The organism is Caulobacter sp., assembly GCF_017744445.1.
GTDB lineage: Bacteria > Pseudomonadota > Alphaproteobacteria > Caulobacterales > Caulobacteraceae > Caulobacter.
In genome coordinates this window covers 173778-192027 of sequence record NZ_JAGIBH010000009.1, presented here as the reverse complement: position 1 = coordinate 192027, position 18250 = coordinate 173778, and the positions used below count along the sequence as shown (strand labels likewise).

At 67.5% G+C, this 18250-nt stretch carries 17 protein-coding genes and 2 pseudogenes; 8 read left to right on the top strand and 11 right to left on the bottom strand.

Translation table 11 applies throughout. The annotated features are described in order from the left end of the window. Window positions 1–12: 12 nt before the first annotated feature. From J7528_RS14875 to J7528_RS14860, 4 genes are all read right to left on the bottom strand, one after another. A complete protein-coding gene (locus tag J7528_RS14875) occupies window positions 13–1422 on the bottom strand; it encodes a family 43 glycosylhydrolase (protein ID WP_291875800.1) in 1410 nt (469 codons plus the stop codon). Window positions 1423–1676: 254 nt separating this feature from the next. Next, entirely contained in the window at window positions 1677–3593 is a 1917-nt protein-coding gene (gene uvrC / locus J7528_RS14870) for an excinuclease ABC subunit UvrC (protein ID WP_291875883.1), read from the bottom strand. 17 nt (window positions 3594–3610) lie between these two features. Then, a complete protein-coding gene (locus tag J7528_RS14865; RefSeq protein WP_291875797.1) occupies window positions 3611–3889 on the bottom strand; it encodes a type II toxin-antitoxin system RelE/ParE family toxin in 279 nt (92 codons plus the stop codon). Continuing rightward, complete coding sequence (locus J7528_RS14860) at window positions 3886–4128, bottom strand: hypothetical protein (protein WP_291875795.1); 243 nt, start codon at window positions 4126–4128, stop codon at window positions 3886–3888. The genes J7528_RS14865 and J7528_RS14860 overlap by 4 nt, the downstream gene beginning before the upstream one ends. A gap of 61 nt (window positions 4129–4189) precedes the next feature. Between J7528_RS14860 and J7528_RS14855 the strand changes: the two genes are divergently transcribed. After that, complete coding sequence (locus tag J7528_RS14855; RefSeq protein ID WP_291875792.1) at window positions 4190–4810, top strand: TIGR02466 family protein; 621 nt, start codon at window positions 4190–4192, stop codon at window positions 4808–4810. Window positions 4811–4878: 68 nt separating this feature from the next. Continuing rightward, window positions 4879–5427: a YbhB/YbcL family Raf kinase inhibitor-like protein gene (locus tag J7528_RS14850; RefSeq protein WP_291875789.1), complete on the top strand. Its 549-nt coding sequence runs from the start codon at window positions 4879–4881 to the stop codon at window positions 5425–5427. Here the strand turns inward: J7528_RS14850 and J7528_RS14845 are convergent, their stop codons facing one another. The 3 genes and pseudogenes from J7528_RS14845 to J7528_RS14835 form a co-directional block, all read right to left on the bottom strand. Continuing rightward, window positions 5428–6003 carry a hypothetical protein gene (locus J7528_RS14845; RefSeq protein ID WP_291875786.1) on the bottom strand — a complete coding sequence of 192 codons (576 nt, stop codon included), beginning with the start codon at window positions 6001–6003 and terminating at the stop codon, window positions 5428–5430. It lies immediately after the preceding gene. A 44-nt stretch (window positions 6004–6047) separates the two neighbouring features. Continuing rightward, a pseudogene (locus J7528_RS14840) lies at window positions 6048–6745 on the bottom strand (DUF998 domain-containing protein). A gap of 163 nt (window positions 6746–6908) precedes the next feature. After that, entirely contained in the window at window positions 6909–8618 is a 1710-nt protein-coding gene (locus J7528_RS14835) for a M28 family peptidase (RefSeq protein ID WP_291875783.1), read from the bottom strand. 377 nt (window positions 8619–8995) lie between these two features. Here J7528_RS14835 and J7528_RS14830 point away from each other — a divergent pair, with 377 nt between their 5' ends. Both J7528_RS14830 and J7528_RS14825 read left to right on the top strand, forming a co-directional pair. Further along, window positions 8996–9235, top strand: a complete 240-nt coding sequence (locus J7528_RS14830) for a flagellar basal body rod C-terminal domain-containing protein (protein WP_291875780.1) — start codon at window positions 8996–8998, stop codon at window positions 9233–9235. Between the two features lie 91 nt (window positions 9236–9326). After that, a pseudogene (locus tag J7528_RS14825) lies at window positions 9327–9431 on the top strand (hypothetical protein); the annotation flags it as partial. 194 nt (window positions 9432–9625) lie between these two features. Here the strand turns inward: J7528_RS14825 and carA are convergent. After that, window positions 9626–10792 carry a glutamine-hydrolyzing carbamoyl-phosphate synthase small subunit gene (carA, locus tag J7528_RS14820; RefSeq protein WP_291875776.1) on the bottom strand — a complete coding sequence of 389 codons (1167 nt, stop codon included), beginning with the start codon at window positions 10790–10792 and terminating at the stop codon, window positions 9626–9628. A 278-nt stretch (window positions 10793–11070) separates the two neighbouring features. Between carA and J7528_RS14815 the strand changes: the two genes are divergently transcribed. Next, window positions 11071–11325 (top strand): DUF1272 domain-containing protein, encoded by a 255-nt coding sequence (locus tag J7528_RS14815; protein ID WP_291875773.1) that lies wholly within the window; start codon window positions 11071–11073, stop codon window positions 11323–11325. Between the two features lie 146 nt (window positions 11326–11471). Here J7528_RS14815 and J7528_RS14810 read toward each other — a convergent pair whose 3' ends face one another. Next, window positions 11472–11840: an endonuclease domain-containing protein gene (locus J7528_RS14810; protein WP_291875770.1), complete on the bottom strand. Its 369-nt coding sequence runs from the start codon at window positions 11838–11840 to the stop codon at window positions 11472–11474. A gap of 553 nt (window positions 11841–12393) precedes the next feature. Between J7528_RS14810 and J7528_RS14805 the strand changes: the two genes are divergently transcribed. Both J7528_RS14805 and J7528_RS14800 read left to right on the top strand, forming a co-directional pair. Beyond that, entirely contained in the window at window positions 12394–15471 is a 3078-nt protein-coding gene (locus tag J7528_RS14805; RefSeq protein ID WP_291875767.1) for a TonB-dependent receptor, read from the top strand. A 246-nt stretch (window positions 15472–15717) separates the two neighbouring features. Next, window positions 15718–15861 carry a hypothetical protein gene (locus J7528_RS14800; RefSeq protein WP_291875765.1) on the top strand — a complete coding sequence of 48 codons (144 nt, stop codon included), beginning with the start codon at window positions 15718–15720 and terminating at the stop codon, window positions 15859–15861. Window positions 15862–15924: 63 nt separating this feature from the next. Here the strand turns inward: J7528_RS14800 and J7528_RS14795 are convergent, their stop codons facing one another. Next, a complete protein-coding gene (locus tag J7528_RS14795; protein WP_291875763.1) occupies window positions 15925–16191 on the bottom strand; it encodes a hypothetical protein in 267 nt (88 codons plus the stop codon). Between the two features lie 126 nt (window positions 16192–16317). Between J7528_RS14795 and J7528_RS14790 the strand changes: the two genes are divergently transcribed. Beyond that, window positions 16318–17028 carry an HAD family hydrolase gene (locus tag J7528_RS14790; RefSeq protein ID WP_291875761.1) on the top strand — a complete coding sequence of 237 codons (711 nt, stop codon included), beginning with the start codon at window positions 16318–16320 and terminating at the stop codon, window positions 17026–17028. An 82-nt stretch (window positions 17029–17110) separates the two neighbouring features. Here the strand turns inward: J7528_RS14790 and J7528_RS14785 are convergent, their stop codons facing one another. Then, window positions 17111–18211: an acyltransferase gene (locus tag J7528_RS14785; protein WP_291875759.1), complete on the bottom strand. Its 1101-nt coding sequence runs from the start codon at window positions 18209–18211 to the stop codon at window positions 17111–17113. Window positions 18212–18250: the final 39 nt, after the last annotated feature.

The window sequence follows — 18250 nt, the reverse complement described above, 5'->3', positions numbered from 1 at the left end:
GGTAGGGCGGCGTCAGGTCACCGCAAAGGTCGCCGCGCCCATATCGCCGCCGCCGACCAGGACCACGCCGTCGCGATGCCGCAGATGTCCGCCGCTCAAGCCCGCGAAGGATACGCCCTTGCCGGCCAGGCCGACGCCGCGCTTGAAGCTGGCGCGCTTGGGATCGCCGCCGCCCGCCGGGACGATCTCCACCGCGCCGTTCGCCCCGACCGCCAGCACCGAGCCCGGCTTCAGGATCGGCTCCAACGACACCGTCCCCGGACCCGCCAGGCCCGGCTTCTGGCGGAACTGGGTAGTCGGCAGCTCGCCCGCCCCGACCACCGGCCGGTCGCCCTCATGGCGCAGGAACATCCCCGGCCGATCCAGCGGCGAGAACCGGTCCGGAACCTCGCCCGCCCCGACCGGCACGCCGAAGTCCGGGGTTCCGTCGGGCTTGTAGTAGAGGCGCTGCACCCGCGTGTGGCGGTTGGGGTCGAACAGGGGATCGCCCTTGATCTCCTTGTAGTCGCGGCCGTGATAGACCAGGACGTCGCGGCCCTGCTCGTCGACCGTGAACGAATTGTGGCCTGGCCCCCAGATGCGGGTCTCCTCGCAGGTCTTGAACACCGGCTCGGGCGACTTGCTCCAGGAGGCGGGCGCCATCAGGTCGGCGTCCTCGTCGGCGGACAGCAGGCCCAGGCAGTAGCGGTCGTCGGTGGCGCTGGCCGAGTAGCTGATGAACAGCTTGCCGTTGCGGTGCAGCGGGGCGGGGCCCTCGGCGACCTTGAAGCCGCGGATCTCCCAGTCCAGCGTCGGCACGGTCAGGCGCGCCGGCGGCCGGGCCAGGGTGGTCGGGGTCGCCATCGGCGCCAGGTACAGGTTGCTGTTGGTCTTGATGCCCGGCTCGGTCTGGGCCCACAGGATGTAGCGCACGCCCCTGTGGCTGAAGACCGTCGAGTCCAGCGTGAAGGTGTCCCACGGCGTCTGGAACTGGCCCTCCATCGCCCAGCGGCCGGTCAGTGGGTCCTTGTCCTGGCAGCGCAGCACATAGGTCCGGATGTGGAACGGCGCGCCCGCGTCGCCGGCGGCGAAGTACAGGCGCCAGGCGCCGTCGAACCAATGCAGCTCCGGCGCCCAGATATAGCCGCCCAGCTTGCCGGTCGCGGGCCTACGCCAGATTACCGTCTCCTGGGACGTAGAGAGGCCGGCCAAGGTCGGCGCGCGGCGGAGGACCAGGCGGTCGTACTCCGGGACCGAGGCGGTCATGTAGTACTGGCCGTCGCGGTGCTTGAAGATCTGGGCGTCGGCGCGCTGGCGGACCAGGGGGTTCGACGGGGTGACGGGGGAGATGCGGGCGGCGGCTGGTCCGGCGATGGCCAGGGCGCCGGCGCTCGCCAGGACAGCCCGGCGCGAGGTGGCCGCCTCGATGAACCTGCCCGCCATGCCACGCCCTTGCCAACACATCCCCGTCCGCGCGGAGTTGCGCGGATATTGTAGGACAAATGGTAGGGTCGCAAGGCCGCGGTGGGGCACATGCAGCTTGGAGCCACCCTCTACCCGACGATCCCCGCGAAAGCGGGGACCCAAGCCGAGGCAGAGGGTCATCGCTCGGTCTCACCCCATCCTGAAAGGCAGCTTGGATCCCCGCTTTCGCGGGGATAGTCGGTGGTGGTGGGGGCGGTGAATGCCGGCTCGCGCTACCCCTTCCGGAAGAACCCGTGGATCCGTTCGGCCAGCGCCTGGCTGACGCCTTCCACCTTCACCAGGTCCTCGACGCTGGCGCGGCCCACGCCCTTGGCCGATCCGAACGCGTGCAGCAGGGCCTTCTTGCGGCCCGGTCCCACGCCTTCGATCTCGTCGAGCGGGTTCTTCTTCAGGTCCATGGACCGGCGCGTGCGGTGGGCGCCGATCGCGAAGCGGTGGGCCTCGTCGCGCAGGCGCTGCAGGTAGTAGAGCACCGGCGACTTGGGCTCGAGCATGAACGGCGTCTGGCCGGGGATGAAGAACCGCTCCAGCCCGGCGTCGCGGTCCGGACCCTTGGCCACGCCGACCACGGCGATGTCGTCGACGCCCAGGTCGGCCATGATCTCCAGCGCCGCGTCCAGCTGGCCCTTGCCGCCGTCGACCAAAACGAGGTCGGGGCGGTTGGCGTCGTCGCCTTCCTCCTCTTCCTTGACCAGGCGGGCGAAGCGGCGGCGCAGCACCTCCTTCATCATGCCGTAGTCGTCGCCGGGCGTGAGCTCGGTGCTCTTGATGTTGAACTTGCGGTACTGGCCCTTCATGAAGCCTTCCGGCCCGGCCACGATCATGCCGCCCACGGCATTGGTGCCCTGGATGTGGCTGTTGTCGTAGACCTCGATCCGCTCGGGCGGGGCCTCCAGCTTGAAGGCTTCACACACGCCGGCCAGCAGCTTGGTCTGGGCCGAGCCCTCGGCCATCTTGCGGCCCAGGGCCTCGCGCGCATTGGTCAGGGCGTGACCGACCAGGTCGGCCTTCTCGCCGCGCTTGGGCACGCTGATCTCGACCTTGCGGCCGCTCTTCAAGGCGAAGGCCTCGGCCAGCAGCTCGGTCTCGGCCGGTTGGACATTGGCCAGGATCAGGCGCGGGATCGGCTTGTCGTCATAGAACTGGCCCAGGAACGCGGTGAGGATGCGCTGCTCCTCGGTCGTGGTCTCGTCCTCGGATTCATCGGCGTTGCCGGTCACCCGCGGGAAATAGGCGCGGTTGCCCCAGTTCTGGCCGGCGCGGAAGAAGAACACCTGTACGCAGGCCTGGCCGCCCTCGACGTGCAGGGCCACGACGTCGGCCTCGTCCACGGTCTCGGGGTTGATCTGGGTCTCCTGGGCGACGCTGGAGAGGGCGCGGATGCGGTCGCGCAGGCGAGCGGCGCGCTCGAACTCCAGCTCCTCGGCGGCGGCTTCCATCTCCTTGGCCATCTGGCTCATCACCGCGCGGGATTTGCCGCGCAGGAAAGCCTCGGCCTGGTCGACGAGCGCCTGGTAGTCGTCCTTGCCGATCAGGCCGGTGCAGGGGGCGGCGCAGCGCTTGATCTGGTGCAGCATGCAGGGCCGGTCGCGGGCGTCGTAGACGCTGTCGCTGCACGAGCGCAGCAGGAACGCCTTCTGCAAGGTGTTCAGCGTGCGGTTCACCGCCCAGGCGCTGGCGAATGGCCCGAAATAGTCGCCCTTGAGGGTGTGGGCGCCGCGATGCTTGCGCAGCTGCGGCGCGTCGTGGTCGCGGCGGATGACGATCTCGGGGAAGCTCTTGTCGTCGCGCAGCAGCACGTTGAAGCGCGGCTTTAGTTGCTTGATCAGGTTGATCTCGAGCAGCAGGGCGTCGGCTTCGGTGCGGGTGGTGACGAACTCCATCGACCGCGTGGCGTCGACCATGTGGGCGATGCGGTTGGTGTGGAAGCGGCCCTGCGCGTACTGCACGACCCGCTTCTTCAGGCTCTTGGCCTTGCCGACGTACAGCACCTCGTCGGCGTCGCCGATCATGCGGTAGACGCCCGGCGCGTCAGGCAGGCGCGTGACCTCGTCCTTGATCAGGGCGGCGCCGATCAGGCGGGGGGAGGCGGTGTCGTCGAAGGAGGTGTCGGTCACGAGGGCAGATATAGGCGAGTCCGGCGCGTTCAGCGACGTTCCAGGCTGTGGAAGACGCGGGCGATCACGACGCGGTCGCCTTCGACGAAGTATTGCAGAACGTAGCCGGCGGAGCCGAACTTCACCGGAAGCTCCCTGATACCCGCCTGGGTCAGGCGGCCGCGCTCAGGGAAATCGATCAAGGACCGAGCCGCAGCCAAGATTGTGTTCGTCGCGCGCTTGGATGCGCTGGAAGACCGCTCCGCCAGCCAGCGTCGCAAATACCGAATGTCACCTTGGGCGGTCGCCGAAATCTCGACGCGCCTCATTCAGCCTCGCGACGGCGCGGCTCGGGCGGTGGCAACTCGTTCTCTGTGTCCCAGGAGTCGACCCAACGCTGGACATCTTCCAGCGGAATACCTCCGTCGCGCAGGGTCTCTTCTGCGATGCGCTGAACTTCCTCCCAATGCGCTTCGTTATCCTCGAAGCCGGGACGTTCGACGAAGTCGCTTTCGGGGAGGCTGCCAGCCAGCGTCGGATCGATCTTGGTGGGCGAGTTACCGGCCATGTTCTGACTATGTTCCACTCGCCGTTTGTCGTCAACGCACTCCGGCGCTATGACGCGCCCCATGACCACGCGCAGCCTCTTCGTCACTCCGCTCTATGAAGCCAGCCTCGCCAGCGAGAAGGGCTTCGACGACTTCATCGACGAGCTGCACGACGCCTGCATCGCCATCGCCGAGGACGACGACGCCGGCCAGGCCTGGGCCTACAACAAGGGGTATCTGGGCTACACCTCGTACGCTTCGCTGAACGATCTGCCACAGCGCGACAGCCTGTTCGCGGACCTCAAGAAGAAGCTCGACAAGCACGCGGCCGCCTTCGCCAAGGACCTCTGCTTCGATCTGGGCGCGGGCAAGCTGGTCATGGACAGCTTCTGGATCAACATCCTGGAGACCGGCGGCCAGCACACCGGCCATATCCACCCCCACAGCGTTATCTCCGGCACGGTCTATGTGACGATCCCGCCGGGCGCCTCGGCCATCAAGTTCGAGGACCCGCGCCTGCCGATGATGATGGCCGCCCCGACGCGGGAAGAGGAGGCCCCGGAAGGCCTGCGGCCGTTCGTCTACGTGCAGCCGTCGCCGGGCGCGATCCTGATGTGGGAGAGCTGGCTGCGCCACGAGGTGACGCCCAACCAGGCCGACGAGCAGCGCATCAGCATCAGCTTCAACTACGCCTGGCGGTAAGCGTCCCAGGTTAAGCCGGGAAACTTGGCTGGGCGCTCGAGGGTTGCGGCCCTCGAAGGAGACCCGCCATGGCTCAAGCCCCAGATCATTCCGGAGACGCGCTCGTCATCCAGAAGGTCCAGCCGTTCGGTGAGGGCCAGGTCGTCCTGACCACGCCGTCGCTGGACGCCGACGGCCGACTGGAGGACCGCCACTCGGCGTATCACGAGAACCGCTCGCCGCCGCTGGTCTGGACGCCGGTGGAGCACGCGGCCGCCTACGCCATCGTGGTCGAGGACCCCGACGCCCCGCGCGAGCATCCGTTCGTGCACTGGTTGATCTGGAACATCCCGGCCGAGGCGACCAGCCTGCCCGAGGGGCTGCCGAACGAGGCCAGTCTGGGCGCGATCGGCGGCGCGACCCAGGGCGTCAACGGCGCGGGCAAGATCGGCTGGTTCGGACCACGCCCGCCGCCGGGCCACGGCCTGCACCGCTATCACTTCCAGATCTTCGCCCTGGCCGAGCGCCTGGCCTTCGGTCCCAACGTCCCGATGGAGACCCTGGTCAGCGCCCTGAAGGGCGACACCTTGGCCGAGGGCCTGCTGGTGGCGACCTATGAGGCGCCCGAAACCCAGTGACTACGGCCCGCAGGTCCAGGTGCCCTCGATGACCCGCTTGGCGCCGTCGGCGCGGTCGTAGGTCAGGGTGGCGGGATAGGCCGGGGACTCGCCGCCGCCAGTGGCCTTGCCGGTGATGGCGATCTTGATGGTCTTGCCCTGGCCGCTGAAGGTCGTGCCATTGACCATGGCGTCATAGCCGCCCGGCGCGACGATGCGCTCGACATAGGTTCCGACCTTGACCAGGCCGTAGCCCGGCTCCTTCACGCCCGAATAGCCCACCGCGTAGAGCAGCGGATCGGTCCCGCCGCCGCTGTTGAAGCCGCAGCCCAGCTCGCCGTCCAGCTTGTTGGCCTCGAAGTCGGCGCGCAGCAGGGGCGACAGCTGGATCTGCGAGCCGTCGCCGCCGACGGTCCCATTCGAGGGCGCGCCGTCGTTGGGCGCGGCGGTGACCGGGGCGGGGACCGCCGGCGCGACCGCCGGGGTGCGCACCTCGTCGGGCGCGGGCGGCGCGGCGGGCTGGTCCTCGGTCTTCTGCTGCGAGCAGGCGGCCAGCACGAGAGCGGCGGCGATCACGGTCGCGAGGCGGTAGGTCATGGCGTTCCCCCCAAATAACGCTGAATGCATCGTTGAGAACGAGGTTAGACGGTCGCCGGCTGCGCCGCCACCGCACTCGCCTTCCAGCCCTTCTCCAGGGTCCAGGCGGCGATGGCCAGCCACAGCAGGCCCAGGAACGCGTGGCCGCGCTGCCAGTAGCCGACGTCATAGCCGGTGCGGATGTTCCACACGCCCGTCAGCAGGGCGAAGACCAGGAACAGGCCGAAGAACCAGCCCAGCGAGAAGTGGGCCAGGCGCCGATAGCCAGTCTTGCCCCACAGGGCCCAGGCGGTGAACAGCGGCGCGAACTGCATGGCCAGGCCCACCCCGCAGGCGCGGTGCATGGGATCGGGCCAGTGGAAGACGCCCGCGAAGAAGGCTCCTAGCCCCGTCAGCGCCACGAATAGGCCGGCGAAGGCCGAGACCCGGCGACGGCCGCCGGCCTCCTCCAGCGCATGGGCGAAGCCCGCGCCGGCCAAGAGGCCCGCGACGCCGGCGATCATCATGCCGTAGTTGAAGATCTCGGGCAGGGGGGCCTTGGGCCCGCCCAGCTCGCTGATGAACTGGGCGCCGGCGTCGAAGCCGGGGAACAGCCGCTGAGCGATCACGACGTCGGCCACCATGATGGCCGGCGCGATCACGCCGATCTTCAGGAAGGCGCCGGTGCGGACGGTCAACGCGAAGGATCCGAGGTCACAAAGAAAGAGGGCGGCAGAATCCCTTCCGCCGCCCTCCGGGTCAATATCCATCATCCCCGCCATTCCCATTCCCGTTTTCCCGGCGAAAGCCGGGACCCAGATCTCAGGGCGCCGGGGCTGATTGGAGAAGCTCCGAGTTCGTAGAGCCCACCTCAGCGCTCCGCCATCTGGGCCCCGGCTTTCGCCGGGGAGACGGGTTTAGGGCCCTTACTTCGCCGCCGACGGATGCCCCGCCGGGGCGAAGGTGCCGCCGAAGAAGTCGCCCTTCTTCCAGACCGGACGCGCGGGCTGGTTGGCCAGTTCGCGGGCGATCTCGTAGTTCACCAGGGCGAACTTGGCGGCCGCGTTGTAGTCGATCGGCTGGTTCAAATCATCGCCCGGGTGGTGGTAGTTGGTCTTCAGGAAGGTGGTGAAGGCCTTTTCGCCGCCGTTCTGGAAGCCGGTCATCAGGAACACCGAGGGGATGCCCTGCTCGACGAAGCGGTAGTGGTCCGAGCGGGTGAACAGGCCTTCTTCCGGCAGAGGATCCCCGGAAAGCGCCACGCCCACGCGGGCGCCGGCGTGCTTGACGGCCTCGCCCACGGTCGAGCGGTCGGCGCCGAACGCGATCACGTCGGTGAACGGGTACAGCAGCACCGGCATGTCCAGGTTCACGTCGGCGGCGATATTGGCCTTCGGCACGGTCGGGTTGTTGGCGAAGTAGTCCGAGCCGACCAGGCCCTTTTCTTCACCGGTCACGGCCAGCAGGATGATCGAGCGCTTGGGGCGCATCTTGCTGTTCTTGAAGCCGCGCGCGACCTCCAGCAGCGTGGCGATGCCCGAGGCGTTGTCCAGGGCGCCGTTGTTGATGCGGTCCTCGCCCGGCTTGGCGTTGTCCTTGATGCCGATGTGGTCGAGGTGCGCCGACAGGATGATGGTCTGGGCCTTCAGCGTCGGGTCCGAGCCCTCGATGACGCCGACGACGTTGCTGCTTTCGCGCTTCTCGATCTCGGTCTTCAGGCTGATCTTGACCTTGCCCGGCAGGGCGAAGCCCTTGACCGCGCCTTCCGGCTTTTCAGCCTGCTCCAGCACGCTGGCCAGCGGCGTCGCCGAGCCGGCGAACAGCTTCTCGGCGCCGGCCAGGCTGATGGTGGCCAGCGACGGGGCCGACGGCGCGCGGATGGCGCCGACGTCCTGGGCGTTGCGCCAGATCACCCGCCATTCCTTCATGCCCGCCAGGCCGCGCGCGAACGGGCGGCGCTTCTCGCTGCTGGTGGTCGGGATGATCAGCACGCCCACGGCGCCGCGCTTGGCGGCTTCGACGCGCTTGGTGTTGGGGTTGCTGAAGTGGGCGCGTTCCTCGGTCTGGATCGAGGTCGGGGCGCCGGTCAGGATGACGACGACCTTACCCTTGACGTCCAGGCCCGCGTAGTCGTCGCGACCGCGCGAGGGATCGACCACGCCGAAGCCCGCGAACACCAGCGGCGCGTCGACATTGACGTCGGCGGCCTGGGCCTGGGCGCCGGGCAGGTAGTCTTCGCCGTACTTCAGCGCGACGGCCTGGCCGTCGGCGCCCGTGACGCTGACCGCGCCGTCCGAGGCCGGGCGGAAGGCGATCAGCGGCACGTGCTGCTGATAGCTGACGCCGGTGGTCAGCTTGTCGCCGGCCGGCTTCACGCCCAGCAGGGCATATTGGGCGGCCACGTAGTTGGCGGCGATGTCGTAGCCGCGCGTGCCGGCCTCGCGGCCTTCCATGGCGTCGTCGGCCAGGAAGGTCATGTGGGCCTTGATGGCCTCGGCCGACGGCGTGAAGTCCGAAGCCGGGGCCGCCTTCTTGGCGGCGGCGGGCGCCGGCTTGGCGGGGGTGGCGGCGAGGACCGGTTGAGCGGCCATGAGCAGGGCGGCGCTGGCGAGCGCGGCGCGGCGCGTAAACGACATGTCTTGGAGAGCCTCTTGAAAAAGGCAGGCCGCCCCCGGCCCGCATAGGGGGCGAACCATGTCGGCGCTGTGACGGCTTGTCGAGACGCGCGCGCCTGAACGTTTTGTAATGTTGGGAAGGATTTCCCGTTGCGAACGGCGTTCTCGCAACGCGGCTCGCGCGACGGGCGAAGGCCGGGCCAGCAACGGCCCCCGACGGATCGGTTAGCGACAGATTCACCCTGTTCGAGGCCCCGATTTGGGTCCCCGAAACATGGTTAATCCGCGTAAAAAATTATGACCAAGGTATGAATTTTACCATTTTTGGTTGCAACCGCTTAACCCAACCGGCGCGATAACCAACGTCAACAACGGCAATTCCTTTGGGGGACTTTCCCATGCAGGCAATCTCGATCGCCGCCTCGGGCATGATGGCCGCCGCTGACCGGCTCCACGCTTCGGCCCAACGTGTGGCCGCGTCGGACGCCCAGGCCGAGCGCGCCCAGACCCTCGGAGATGTCGACTACGTCAACGAGCGGGTCCAGCAGATCGGCGCCGCCACCGACTTCAAGGCCAATGCGGCGGTGATCCGCACGGCCGACGAAATGGCGGGAGCCCTGCTCAACCTCAAGGTCTGAGCCGGCTCCCCAGCCCCAGTTTGGACGCGGGACCTCCCGCGCTCCCACGAAGTTAGAGCCCAGGTCAGCCGAGGCGGCTTCTGCCGCAGCGGATGGGCTCTAGCGGCCGGACGCCCAAAGCGCGCCCCCCTTGCAGAGGGCGTTCGGCAGCCGCCTCCCGCTTTGCCCCCTAGTCTTGCGGGAGGCGGCCCCCAATACGAAAAGCCCGCGCCATCAGGGATGACGCGGGCTTTGCTTTGTTTCTCCTCCCCCTCTTGGGGGAGGGGGACCGCCGAACGGCGGTGGAGGGGCTAGCACAGGCTTAGGCCGCACAAACCCCCTCCGTCACGCCGCGCTTCGCGGCGCGCCACCTCCCCCAGGCGGGGAAGGAGCGAAGTAAGCGCTCGGCGCTTACTTCGCCTTGTCCATCAGGCCCGCGAAGCGTTCGAACAGGTACAGGCTGTCCGTCGGGCCCGGCGAGGCTTCCGGGTGGTGCTGGACCGAAAAGACCGGCTTGTCGGCCAGCTGGATGCCGGCGTTGGTGCCGTCGAACAGCGAGACGTGGGTCTCCTGCACCGGGGCGGGCAGGCTTTCGCTGTCCACCGTGAAACCGTGGTTCATCGAGACGATCTCGACCTTGCCGGTGGTCAGGTCTTTCACGGGGTGGTTCGCGCCGTGGTGGCCCTGTTCCATCTTCACGGTCTTGGCGCCCAGCGCCAGGGCCAGCATCTGGTGGCCCAGGCAGATGCCGAACACCGGCTTGCCGCTCTCGACCAGCTTCTGGATCTCGGGGACCGCGTAGGCGCCGGTCGCGGCCGGGTCGCCGGGGCCGTTGCTCAGCAGCACGCCGTCCGGGTTACGGGCCAGGATGTCCTCGGCCTTGGTGTCGGCCGGGACGACCGTGGCGCGGGCGCCGACATGGGCGAGAGCCCGCAGGATGTTGCGCTTCACGCCGTAGTCCAGGACGACCACTTCATACTTGGGCTTGTCCAGCTTGGCGTAGCCTTCCGGCCACGACCACAGGCCCTCGTCCCAGGTGAAGGTCTGGGTGGTCGAGGCGTCCTTGGCCAGGTCCAGGCCTTCCAGGCCGGCCCAGGCCTTGGCCTTGGCGACCAGGGCGTCGAGATCGAACTTGCCGTCGGGCGAGTGGGCGATGACGCCGTGCGGCATGCCGGTCTCGCGGATCTTGCGGGTCAGGGCGCGAGTGTCGATCCCGGCCAAGCCGATGACGCCGCGGTTCTTCATCCAGGTGTCGAAGTCGCCGCCGGCGCGCCAGTTGGCCTGCTCGGTCGGGACATCGCGGAAGAGGGCACCGCGAGCAGCCGTCTCGGCCACGCCGGTGATCTGCTCGACGTCCTCGACGTTGGCGCCGACATTACCGATGTGCGGGAAGGTGAAGGCCACGATCTGGGCCATGTAGGACGGGTCGGTCAGGATCTCCTGGTAGCCCGTCATGGCGGTGTTGAAGCACACCTCGCCGACCGCGTCGCCGACCGCGCCGCAGCCCACGCCTTGCAGGATGGTGCCGTCGGCCAGGGCCAGAACGCCGGTAACGCCGGGGAGAAGGTCTTGGGACATTCTTGGAAGCGCTCCTACACGCGGTGGGGTGGGTCTATTTTTGCAAAAAAGCGGGCCGGGGTGTACCCCGCCCGCCGCGCAAACGGCGCGGTGTATAGGGGGTTAGGGGAGGGGGAGCAACCCCACCTGATCACGCGGATTTCGCTTGGCTCCACATTCCCGTGATATGCGACCGCGCCCCCTCGCGCGGGCGGCTGAAAAGCCCTTATGGTGAAAGGCTTCCAAGCAATCAGAACCTTTTAGGCGAAAGAACTGGGCGAACACGGGAGGACGGACCCATGCTCGAACTGCGCCCCAATTGCGAGTGCTGTGACGCCAACCTGCCGCCCGACAGCGACGCGGCCCGAATCTGCACCTTCGAGCATACGTTCTGCGCCGATTGCGCGGACGTGCGGTTCGAGACGGCGTGTCCGGACTGTGGGGGCGGGCTGGTGGCGCGCCCGATCAGGCCGGAGAGCCAGCTGCATCGGTATCCGGCCTCGCTGCGGCGGGTGAACCGGGGGCATCGGTACGGACGGGCTAGTGTGAACTAAGCGCCGCTTAGCGCCCCTCCGTCTCGCTGCGTATCCGCAGCGATCCACCTCCCCCGTTTCACGGGTGAGGAGGAAGCTGTCTCCCTCCTGCCCCGCTTGCGGGGGAGGTGGCGCGGCGCGGATACGCGACGTGACGGAGGGGGCGCTCAGCGGCGACTCCGCATCCGCGCCACGCACGCATCCCAAATTCCATCCGCCACCCCGATCGGATCGCGCATCACCTCATCCGCCGGATACCGCACGACCGTGAGCCCTTGCTCGACCATCCAAGCGTCGCGTCGCTCGTCCCGCGCTGGCCGATCGCCCATGTTGTGGCTCCAGCCGTCGACCTCGATCACCAGCTTCGCGGCCGAGCAGTAGAAGTCGGCGATGTACGGGCCGATCGGATGCTGGCGGCGGATACGCGGGCCGTCGGGTTGGCGGGCGCGGAGACGGGCCCAGAGGATGACTTCGGGTGGGGTTAGGGCGCGGCGTAGCGTCTTGGCTTGGGTGTGGGTTTTGGAACTTGATCTCATAGGTTGAATTTAGCGACTTGCGCCCCCTCCGTCACGCTGCGTATCCGCAGCGCGCCACCTCCCCCGCAAGCGGGGCAGGATGGTGCAGCTGCCTCCTTCCCCGTGAAACGAGGGAGAAGGAGGGGCGCTCAACGATCTGCCAGCGCCACCATTGGTCTGACATTTTTGTCTGAGTAATTTTACGACTTTTGCGCGCCAGCGGCTGCTTTCACCGTCACGACTCGAGAAGATCTGCCGTTCCGCGCGAGATCTATCCTCCGACCATTCGCCGATGTGCGCGCGAACATCGGCGCAAAAACCCCAATCTTACCGCCCAATGCCTCCTCCGCCCACGCCCATAGCGTGGCGCCGGCGCCGCAGCCTGGCCTCAAAGGTCGGACGTTCATCCTCTGATAAGGTCAGACCACCTTGACCGAATAGGACTTACCTCGTAACGCTGCTCTTTGTGACCGCTACCACCGTCGTGGAGGCGCGAACGTCGGCATGGGAAGGCCGGCGGCCCCGCGGCGGCAACAGAACAAGTGCGCAGAGCACCGTCTCTTAGGGGAGAAACATGCCGTCCATTCGACAAAATCGTTCCGTCCGCCTGGCTCTCATTGGCGCGACCTGCCTGACCAGTCTGGCAATCGGTCAGGCCGCTTTCGCCCAGACCGCGCCGACGCCCGCCGCCAGCGACTCCGTCGAGGAGATCGTCGTCACCGGCTATCGCAAGAGCCTGGCGCAATCGACCGTGGCCAAGCGCGAGACGACCGGCTTCGCCGACGCCATCTTCGCCGAGGACATCGGTAAGTTCCCTGACTCCAACATCGCCGAGTCGTTCAACCGCATCCCCGGCATCACCATCACCCGCGACATCACGGGCGAAGGCACGAACGTCGCCATCCGCGGCCTGGGTTCGAACTTCACCAACGTGACGCTGAACGGCGCTTCGATCGCCGTGGCCTCGTCGGGCGCGACCGACGCGCAGGGCACCGACCGCTCGGTCGACCTGAGCTTCTTCCCGACCGACCTGTTCACCAAGCTGACGGTCAACAAGAGCTACTCGGCCAGCCTGCTGGAAGGCGGCGCGGCCGGTAACATCGACATGCGCTCGGCGCGTCCGTTCGACCGTCCCGGCCAGCACCTGACCATGAACGTCCAGGGCGTGAAGGCCGACGGCGCCAAGCTGGGCGGCAAGGGCTCGCTGATCGCCAGCAAGACCTGGGACAGCTTCGGCGTCCTGTTCGGGGTTTCGGGCCAGCGCCTGAACACCGACACGCGGGGCTACGAGACCATCGGCTTCACCAACCCGAACCTGTCGGCGGCCCAGTGCGGCGCGACCACCGGCTGTAACCCGACCGGCGGCGGCAACTGGACGATCCCGGGCACGGTGCCGGTCGGCGCGGGCGGCGGCCTGGTGGCCGGCACGGTCATCGACCGCGACTTCCTGCTGGCCAACAACCCCGGCGCCTCGATCCAGCAGATCGACAACGGCCTGCTGCCGCGCCTGGGTCGTCCGTCGGCCGAGTACGGCCGCCGCGACCGCATCAACCTGGTCGGCAGCGTCGAATGGCGTCCGAACGACGACATGAACTTCTATGTCGACGGGATGTACGGCTACAAGAACAACGACCTGCTGCGCGAGGACATGAACTGGATCGTCCGCAACGGCGCGATCATCCCGCTGAACACCAAGTACGACAAGACCGACTGCTCGGCCGGCTGCACGGTCACGCAGGGCACCTACGCCAACTCGCAGTTCTTCCTGGAATTCCGTCCCTATCTCGAGAAGACCGAGCTGTGGGGGATCAATCCGGGCGGCGAATGGCGCATCAGCGACAACCTCAAGCTCGAGGCCCAGGCCAACTACACCAAGAGCACCTTCCACCGCGAAAGCCCGACCTTCGGGCCGGTGACGGCGCTCGGCCTCTCCACGACCGTCGACTACATCTACAGCCCGAACGGCATCCCGACGATCAAGAGCAGCCTTGACCTGAACAACCCCGCCAACTTCATCTGGAACGGTGGCCGGGTGAACATGCAGGACGAACGGCGCTGGTACGAGACCAAGGGCGCCCGCGCCGCCGTCACCTGGGGCCAGGACGCGCTGAACCTGAAGGTCGGCGCCAACTATGACGACGTCTCGCGCACCATCCGCGGCTACGACAACACCACCCCGTGGCAGAACGCGACCTGCGGCAACAACCCCAGCATCAACCTGCTGTCGCCCAACAGCACGCCGCCTTGTCAGGGCCTGAACCAGCCGGGCGCCGCGCCGGCCGGCTATCCGACCTATCCGGGCTACGGCACGGGGGCCACGGCCGGCCAGACCGGGACGCTGACCTACGGCGGCTCGCTGATCCCGACCGCCAGCCTGGCTAGCTACCTCAAGCCCGGCCCGGCCGGCTTCGTCACCGTCGACTGGGACAAGGTCAAGAAGGCCACCAACTACGACGCGCTGCATGACGCCTCGCCCGAGGCCGGCGGTTCCAACACCGGCGCCAGCGGCGGCTATATCAACGAGAAGAACAGCTCGGCCTATACGGAGCTGAACGGCGTCACCCAGGTGATGGACAGCGACCTGCGCTTCAATGTCGGCGTCCGCTACGTCCACACCAAGCAGACGATCGGCGGCCGGGTCTCGCTGGCCGACCCGCGCAACACCCTGCCGGGCGGCGCCCAGCTGGCCGACGGCGCGCGTTATCCGAACATCACCAACTTCGTCTATGTCGAGAACACCTATTCGAAGTGGCTGCCGGCCGCGAACATCGCCTACGATGTCAGCGAGCACGCCGTCGCCCGCGTGGCGGTGTCCGAGACCATGACCCGTCCCGATCCGGCCGCCCAGCTGCCGGGCGTCAGCTTCGGCGCCCCGTCGGCCGACCAGGCCACGATCGGCAACTCGGCCCTGACGCCGTACTTCTCGAAGAATATCGACCTGGGCTTCGAGTTCTACACCGGCCAGGAAGGCGTGATCGCGGTCAACGCGTTCCGCAAGTCGATCACCGGCTTCACGCAGAACAACGTCGTGACCCAGCCGTTCGGCTACCTGGCCCAGTACGGCATCACCTACGACACCCTGAACGACACCCAGAAGACCGCGATCAATTCGCGCGGCGGCCCGGGTGCGGCGCAGGTCCAGATCCAGTCGCAGATCAACGTCGACAACAAGCTGACGATCAACGGCCTGGAATTCCAATGGGTCCAGCCGCTGGACTTCCTGACCAGCCGCTTCGGCGTCGAGGGCCTGGGCGTCAACGCCAACGCCACCATCGTCGACCAGACCAGCAACGGTCCGGCGATCGCCTACGGCGTGGCCAAGTACACCTACAACCTGACGGGCTACTACGAGCATAACGGCGTCAGCCTGCGCCTGAGCCATGTGTTCCGGAAGGGCTCGCAGTCGAGCAGCGCCAACCAGAACGGCATCGGCGCGGCCGCCCTGTTCGCGGACGACTACAAGCAGACGGACTTCTCCTCGAGCTACGACCTGGAGAAGATCTTCGGCCTGAAGAACGCCCCGCAGCTGACCTTCAACGTGACCAACCTGACCAACGAGGCGCTGCGCTCGCACTTCCAGTACGACAACGCGACCTTCACCTACTACAAGCCCGGCCGCCAATATGTGGTCGGCCTGCGGATGAGCTTCTAGGCCTTCTGAGTTCCCTCTATCCCGCCGGCCGCGTTCCCTGGGCCGGCGGGGTTCTTTTCCACCCCATTCGCGCGCGGGATCCTAGTCACTGCCTCCCCTCGCGCGTGGCCTTCGCGGCGTGTCCTCCACCGAGGACGCGCCGTTCTTTTTGGGCGGTGAGGGGACAATCTGTCGCGGTTCCGTGACTGTGGCGGAATCTGGGCGTTAACCACCGCCGGTCCATGCTCCGAGTCGCAAGGAGCACCCATGACCCACCTGGACCCGACTACCGCCAAGATCGCCGCGATCTCCGCCAAGTTCGCCCTGGGCGTCGGCGAGACCGTGCTGAACCTGGCCCTGTCGGCGGCCGTGCCGGTCAGCATCGTGGTGTTCGTCGCGCTGACCTTCTAAGCGGCCGCTCCAAAGCGCCTGGAAACAAGCCCCGGACACCAGGTGTCCGGGGCTTTTCCGCGTCTAGAGGTCGCCTCGGCCGCGCAGGCGCGACCAGTGGTCGGTGTCGGGCGCCTCATGGTCGAGCGCCGCGTCCAGATGGACGAGGATCCGCGCCGCGCCGAACACCATCAGCCAGACCAGCGCGAAGAACCGGATCAGGTCGGCGTGGAGCGGGAGGTGGGCGCTCCCAAATCGCGTGCTTAGGGCGATCAGGCCGGCGAAACCGCCCAGGCCCACGATCATCAGGACCAGCAGCAGGCGGCGATGGGCGGGGGATCGGGCGGTCATGACGCTTGAAATACGTCCAGGCCGCGTAAGGGCGCTGTTCGGAAAAGCGGTCCCCGGCATAAACGTCCCATAAGTCGCAGCGGGCATAAGGATATCCTTATGTGATTTCCGTGCTAGTCTCGCCGCATGACCACGATCACCACCGTCGGCGTCGACGCCGACGACACCCTCTGGCATTGCGAGAGCAAGTTCCGTCTGTCGCACGCCCGCTTCCTGGACCTGCTGTCCGACCACGGCGATCCCGAGAAGATCGAGAGCCAGCTGCTGGCCTGCGAGAAGCGCAACCTGCGGGTCTATGGCTACGGGGCCAAGGGCTTCACCCTGTCGATGATCGAGACGGCGCTGGAGGTCACCGACGGCGCGGTCGACACCCGCGTGATCCGCGAGATCCTGGCCGTGGGCCGCGAGATGCTGACCGAGCCGATCGAGCCGCTGTCGGGTGTCGACAAGGCCCTGGCCGAGCTGTCGGAGCGCTACCGCCTGATCCTGATCACCAAGGGCGACCTGCTGCACCAGGAGCAGAAACTGGCCTCGTCGGGGCTGGGCGACTACTTCGTGGCCGTCGAGATTGTGTCCGAGAAGGACGCCGGCACCTATCGCCGGGTGTTCGAGCGCTATGGCACGGGCGCCGAGCAGGCGGTGATGGCCGGCAACTCGATGAAGTCCGACATCCTGCCGGCCCTGGAAGCCGGCTGCTGGAGCGCCCTGATCCCGTATCCGCTGGTGTGGGCGCACGAGGCCGCCGAGGCTCCGGTGGGGCATGAGCGGTATGTGGAGCTCTCGAGCATCAGCGAGCTGCCGGGGTGGGTGGATAGTCTGACTCAACGCCCAAAATAAGCTTGTCATCCCGGCCGTAGCGAAGCGGAGAGCCGGGACCCAGGGGCCAATGCGGTGCGGCTGCCCCTGGGTCCCGGGTCGGCTACGCCGCCCGGGATGACGAGGTTTTTTTGGGTTTGCCGAGGTTGGCCAAAGCGTCCCGCGCCGGGCGCTCGAAGCTGATCAGCGACAGATAGGCGATCGGGAAAAGCGCCACGATCCACACCAGGCACCACAGCCGCATCGCATCCCCGTTCAGCCGCCACATCCCGAACCCTACCCAGTTCAGCGCCACCTTCAGCGCGATCGGGTGCAGCAGGTAGAGGCTGAAGCTGAGTTGCGCCCAGGGCGCCATGGCCTTGCTGACGCCGCCCTGGACGCCTTGCGCGTCGGCCGCGACGCCGGCCAGGCCGACGGCGTAGATGACGAAGAGCAGGCTTGTCCGCGAGGCGCCCATCCCCGATGCGACGATGAACGCCGCCAGCAGACCCCACATGACAAAGCGGGCGTAGGGGATCTTCGCCAGGGCGTCCCGCAGCTGGAACGCCAGCATGCCCAGCATGAAGCCCGGCACGGCGCGGGCGACGCCGAAGTCGTAGGTCCACTGCGAGAAGGTCTCGCCGGTGCGCGAGATCCACAGCAGCAGGATCAGGCTGCCAATGGCGGTGGTCGCCGTGGCCCAGGCGCCGCGGGCGGTGATCCAGAACAGAGCGGGCAGGGCGATGTACAGGCCCATCTCGGCGCTGATCGCCCAGCTGACGAAGTTCCAGGTCTGGGCCTTGCAGGTCCCCCAGGCGTGGATGAACAGCACGTTCTGCGGGATGCAGCCGACGTCATAGCGCGACGGGTCCCGCTCGTTCAGCAGGCCGGCCCAGCCCAGGGCGGCGATCGCGACGAACACCAGCATCGTCGCCCAGTGCAGCGGACCCAGGCGCGCCAAGCGCTTTTGCAGGAAGTCGCGGTACTTGGCGGCGGTGGTCAGCTTGCCGGTATAGATCGCGGCCATGACGTAGCCGGAGATCAGGAAGAACAGGTCCACGATCAGGCTGAAGCTCTTGATCGTGTCGTCCGCCAGCCGCCACTGGCCGTCCAGGTTGATGAACCGGTTGAAGTGGAACACCACGATCATCACGGCGCCCACGATCCGCAGGGCGTCCAGGTGCAGCATCTGGTCGGAGTCGGGTTTCAGGGGGGGCAGGCGCATGGGGAAGCTGTGGCATGGGAAGCGCGCGGCGGCCAGATA

Bases quoted from the DNA above. Each gene is read 5' to 3' on its own strand.
- J7528_RS14875 (WP_291875800.1), bottom strand. From the start codon at position 1,422: ATGGCGGGCAGGTTCATCGAGGCGGCCACCTCGCGCCGGGCTGTCCTG.
- J7528_RS14865 (WP_291875797.1), bottom strand. From the start codon at position 3,889: ATGAGGCGCGTCGAGATTTCGGCGACCGCCCAAGGTGACATTCGGTAT.
- J7528_RS14860 (WP_291875795.1), bottom strand. From the start codon at position 4,128: ATGGCCGGTAACTCGCCCACCAAGATCGATCCGACGCTGGCTGGCAGC.
- J7528_RS14855 (WP_291875792.1), top strand. From the start codon at position 4,190: ATGACCACGCGCAGCCTCTTCGTCACTCCGCTCTATGAAGCCAGCCTC.
- J7528_RS14850 (WP_291875789.1), top strand. From the start codon at position 4,879: ATGGCTCAAGCCCCAGATCATTCCGGAGACGCGCTCGTCATCCAGAAG.
- J7528_RS14845 (WP_291875786.1), bottom strand. From the start codon at position 6,003: ATGACCTACCGCCTCGCGACCGTGATCGCCGCCGCTCTCGTGCTGGCC.
- J7528_RS14835 (WP_291875783.1), bottom strand. From the start codon at position 8,618: ATGTCGTTTACGCGCCGCGCCGCGCTCGCCAGCGCCGCCCTGCTCATG.
- J7528_RS14830 (WP_291875780.1), top strand. From the start codon at position 8,996: ATGCAGGCAATCTCGATCGCCGCCTCGGGCATGATGGCCGCCGCTGAC.
- carA (WP_291875776.1), bottom strand. From the start codon at position 10,792: ATGTCCCAAGACCTTCTCCCCGGCGTTACCGGCGTTCTGGCCCTGGCC.
- J7528_RS14815 (WP_291875773.1), top strand. From the start codon at position 11,071: ATGCTCGAACTGCGCCCCAATTGCGAGTGCTGTGACGCCAACCTGCCG.
- J7528_RS14810 (WP_291875770.1), bottom strand. From the start codon at position 11,840: ATGAGATCAAGTTCCAAAACCCACACCCAAGCCAAGACGCTACGCCGC.
- J7528_RS14805 (WP_291875767.1), top strand. From the start codon at position 12,394: ATGCCGTCCATTCGACAAAATCGTTCCGTCCGCCTGGCTCTCATTGGC.
- J7528_RS14800 (WP_291875765.1), top strand. From the start codon at position 15,718: ATGACCCACCTGGACCCGACTACCGCCAAGATCGCCGCGATCTCCGCC.
- J7528_RS14795 (WP_291875763.1), bottom strand. From the start codon at position 16,191: ATGACCGCCCGATCCCCCGCCCATCGCCGCCTGCTGCTGGTCCTGATG.
- J7528_RS14790 (WP_291875761.1), top strand. From the start codon at position 16,318: ATGACCACGATCACCACCGTCGGCGTCGACGCCGACGACACCCTCTGG.
- J7528_RS14785 (WP_291875759.1), bottom strand. From the start codon at position 18,211: ATGCGCCTGCCCCCCCTGAAACCCGACTCCGACCAGATGCTGCACCTG.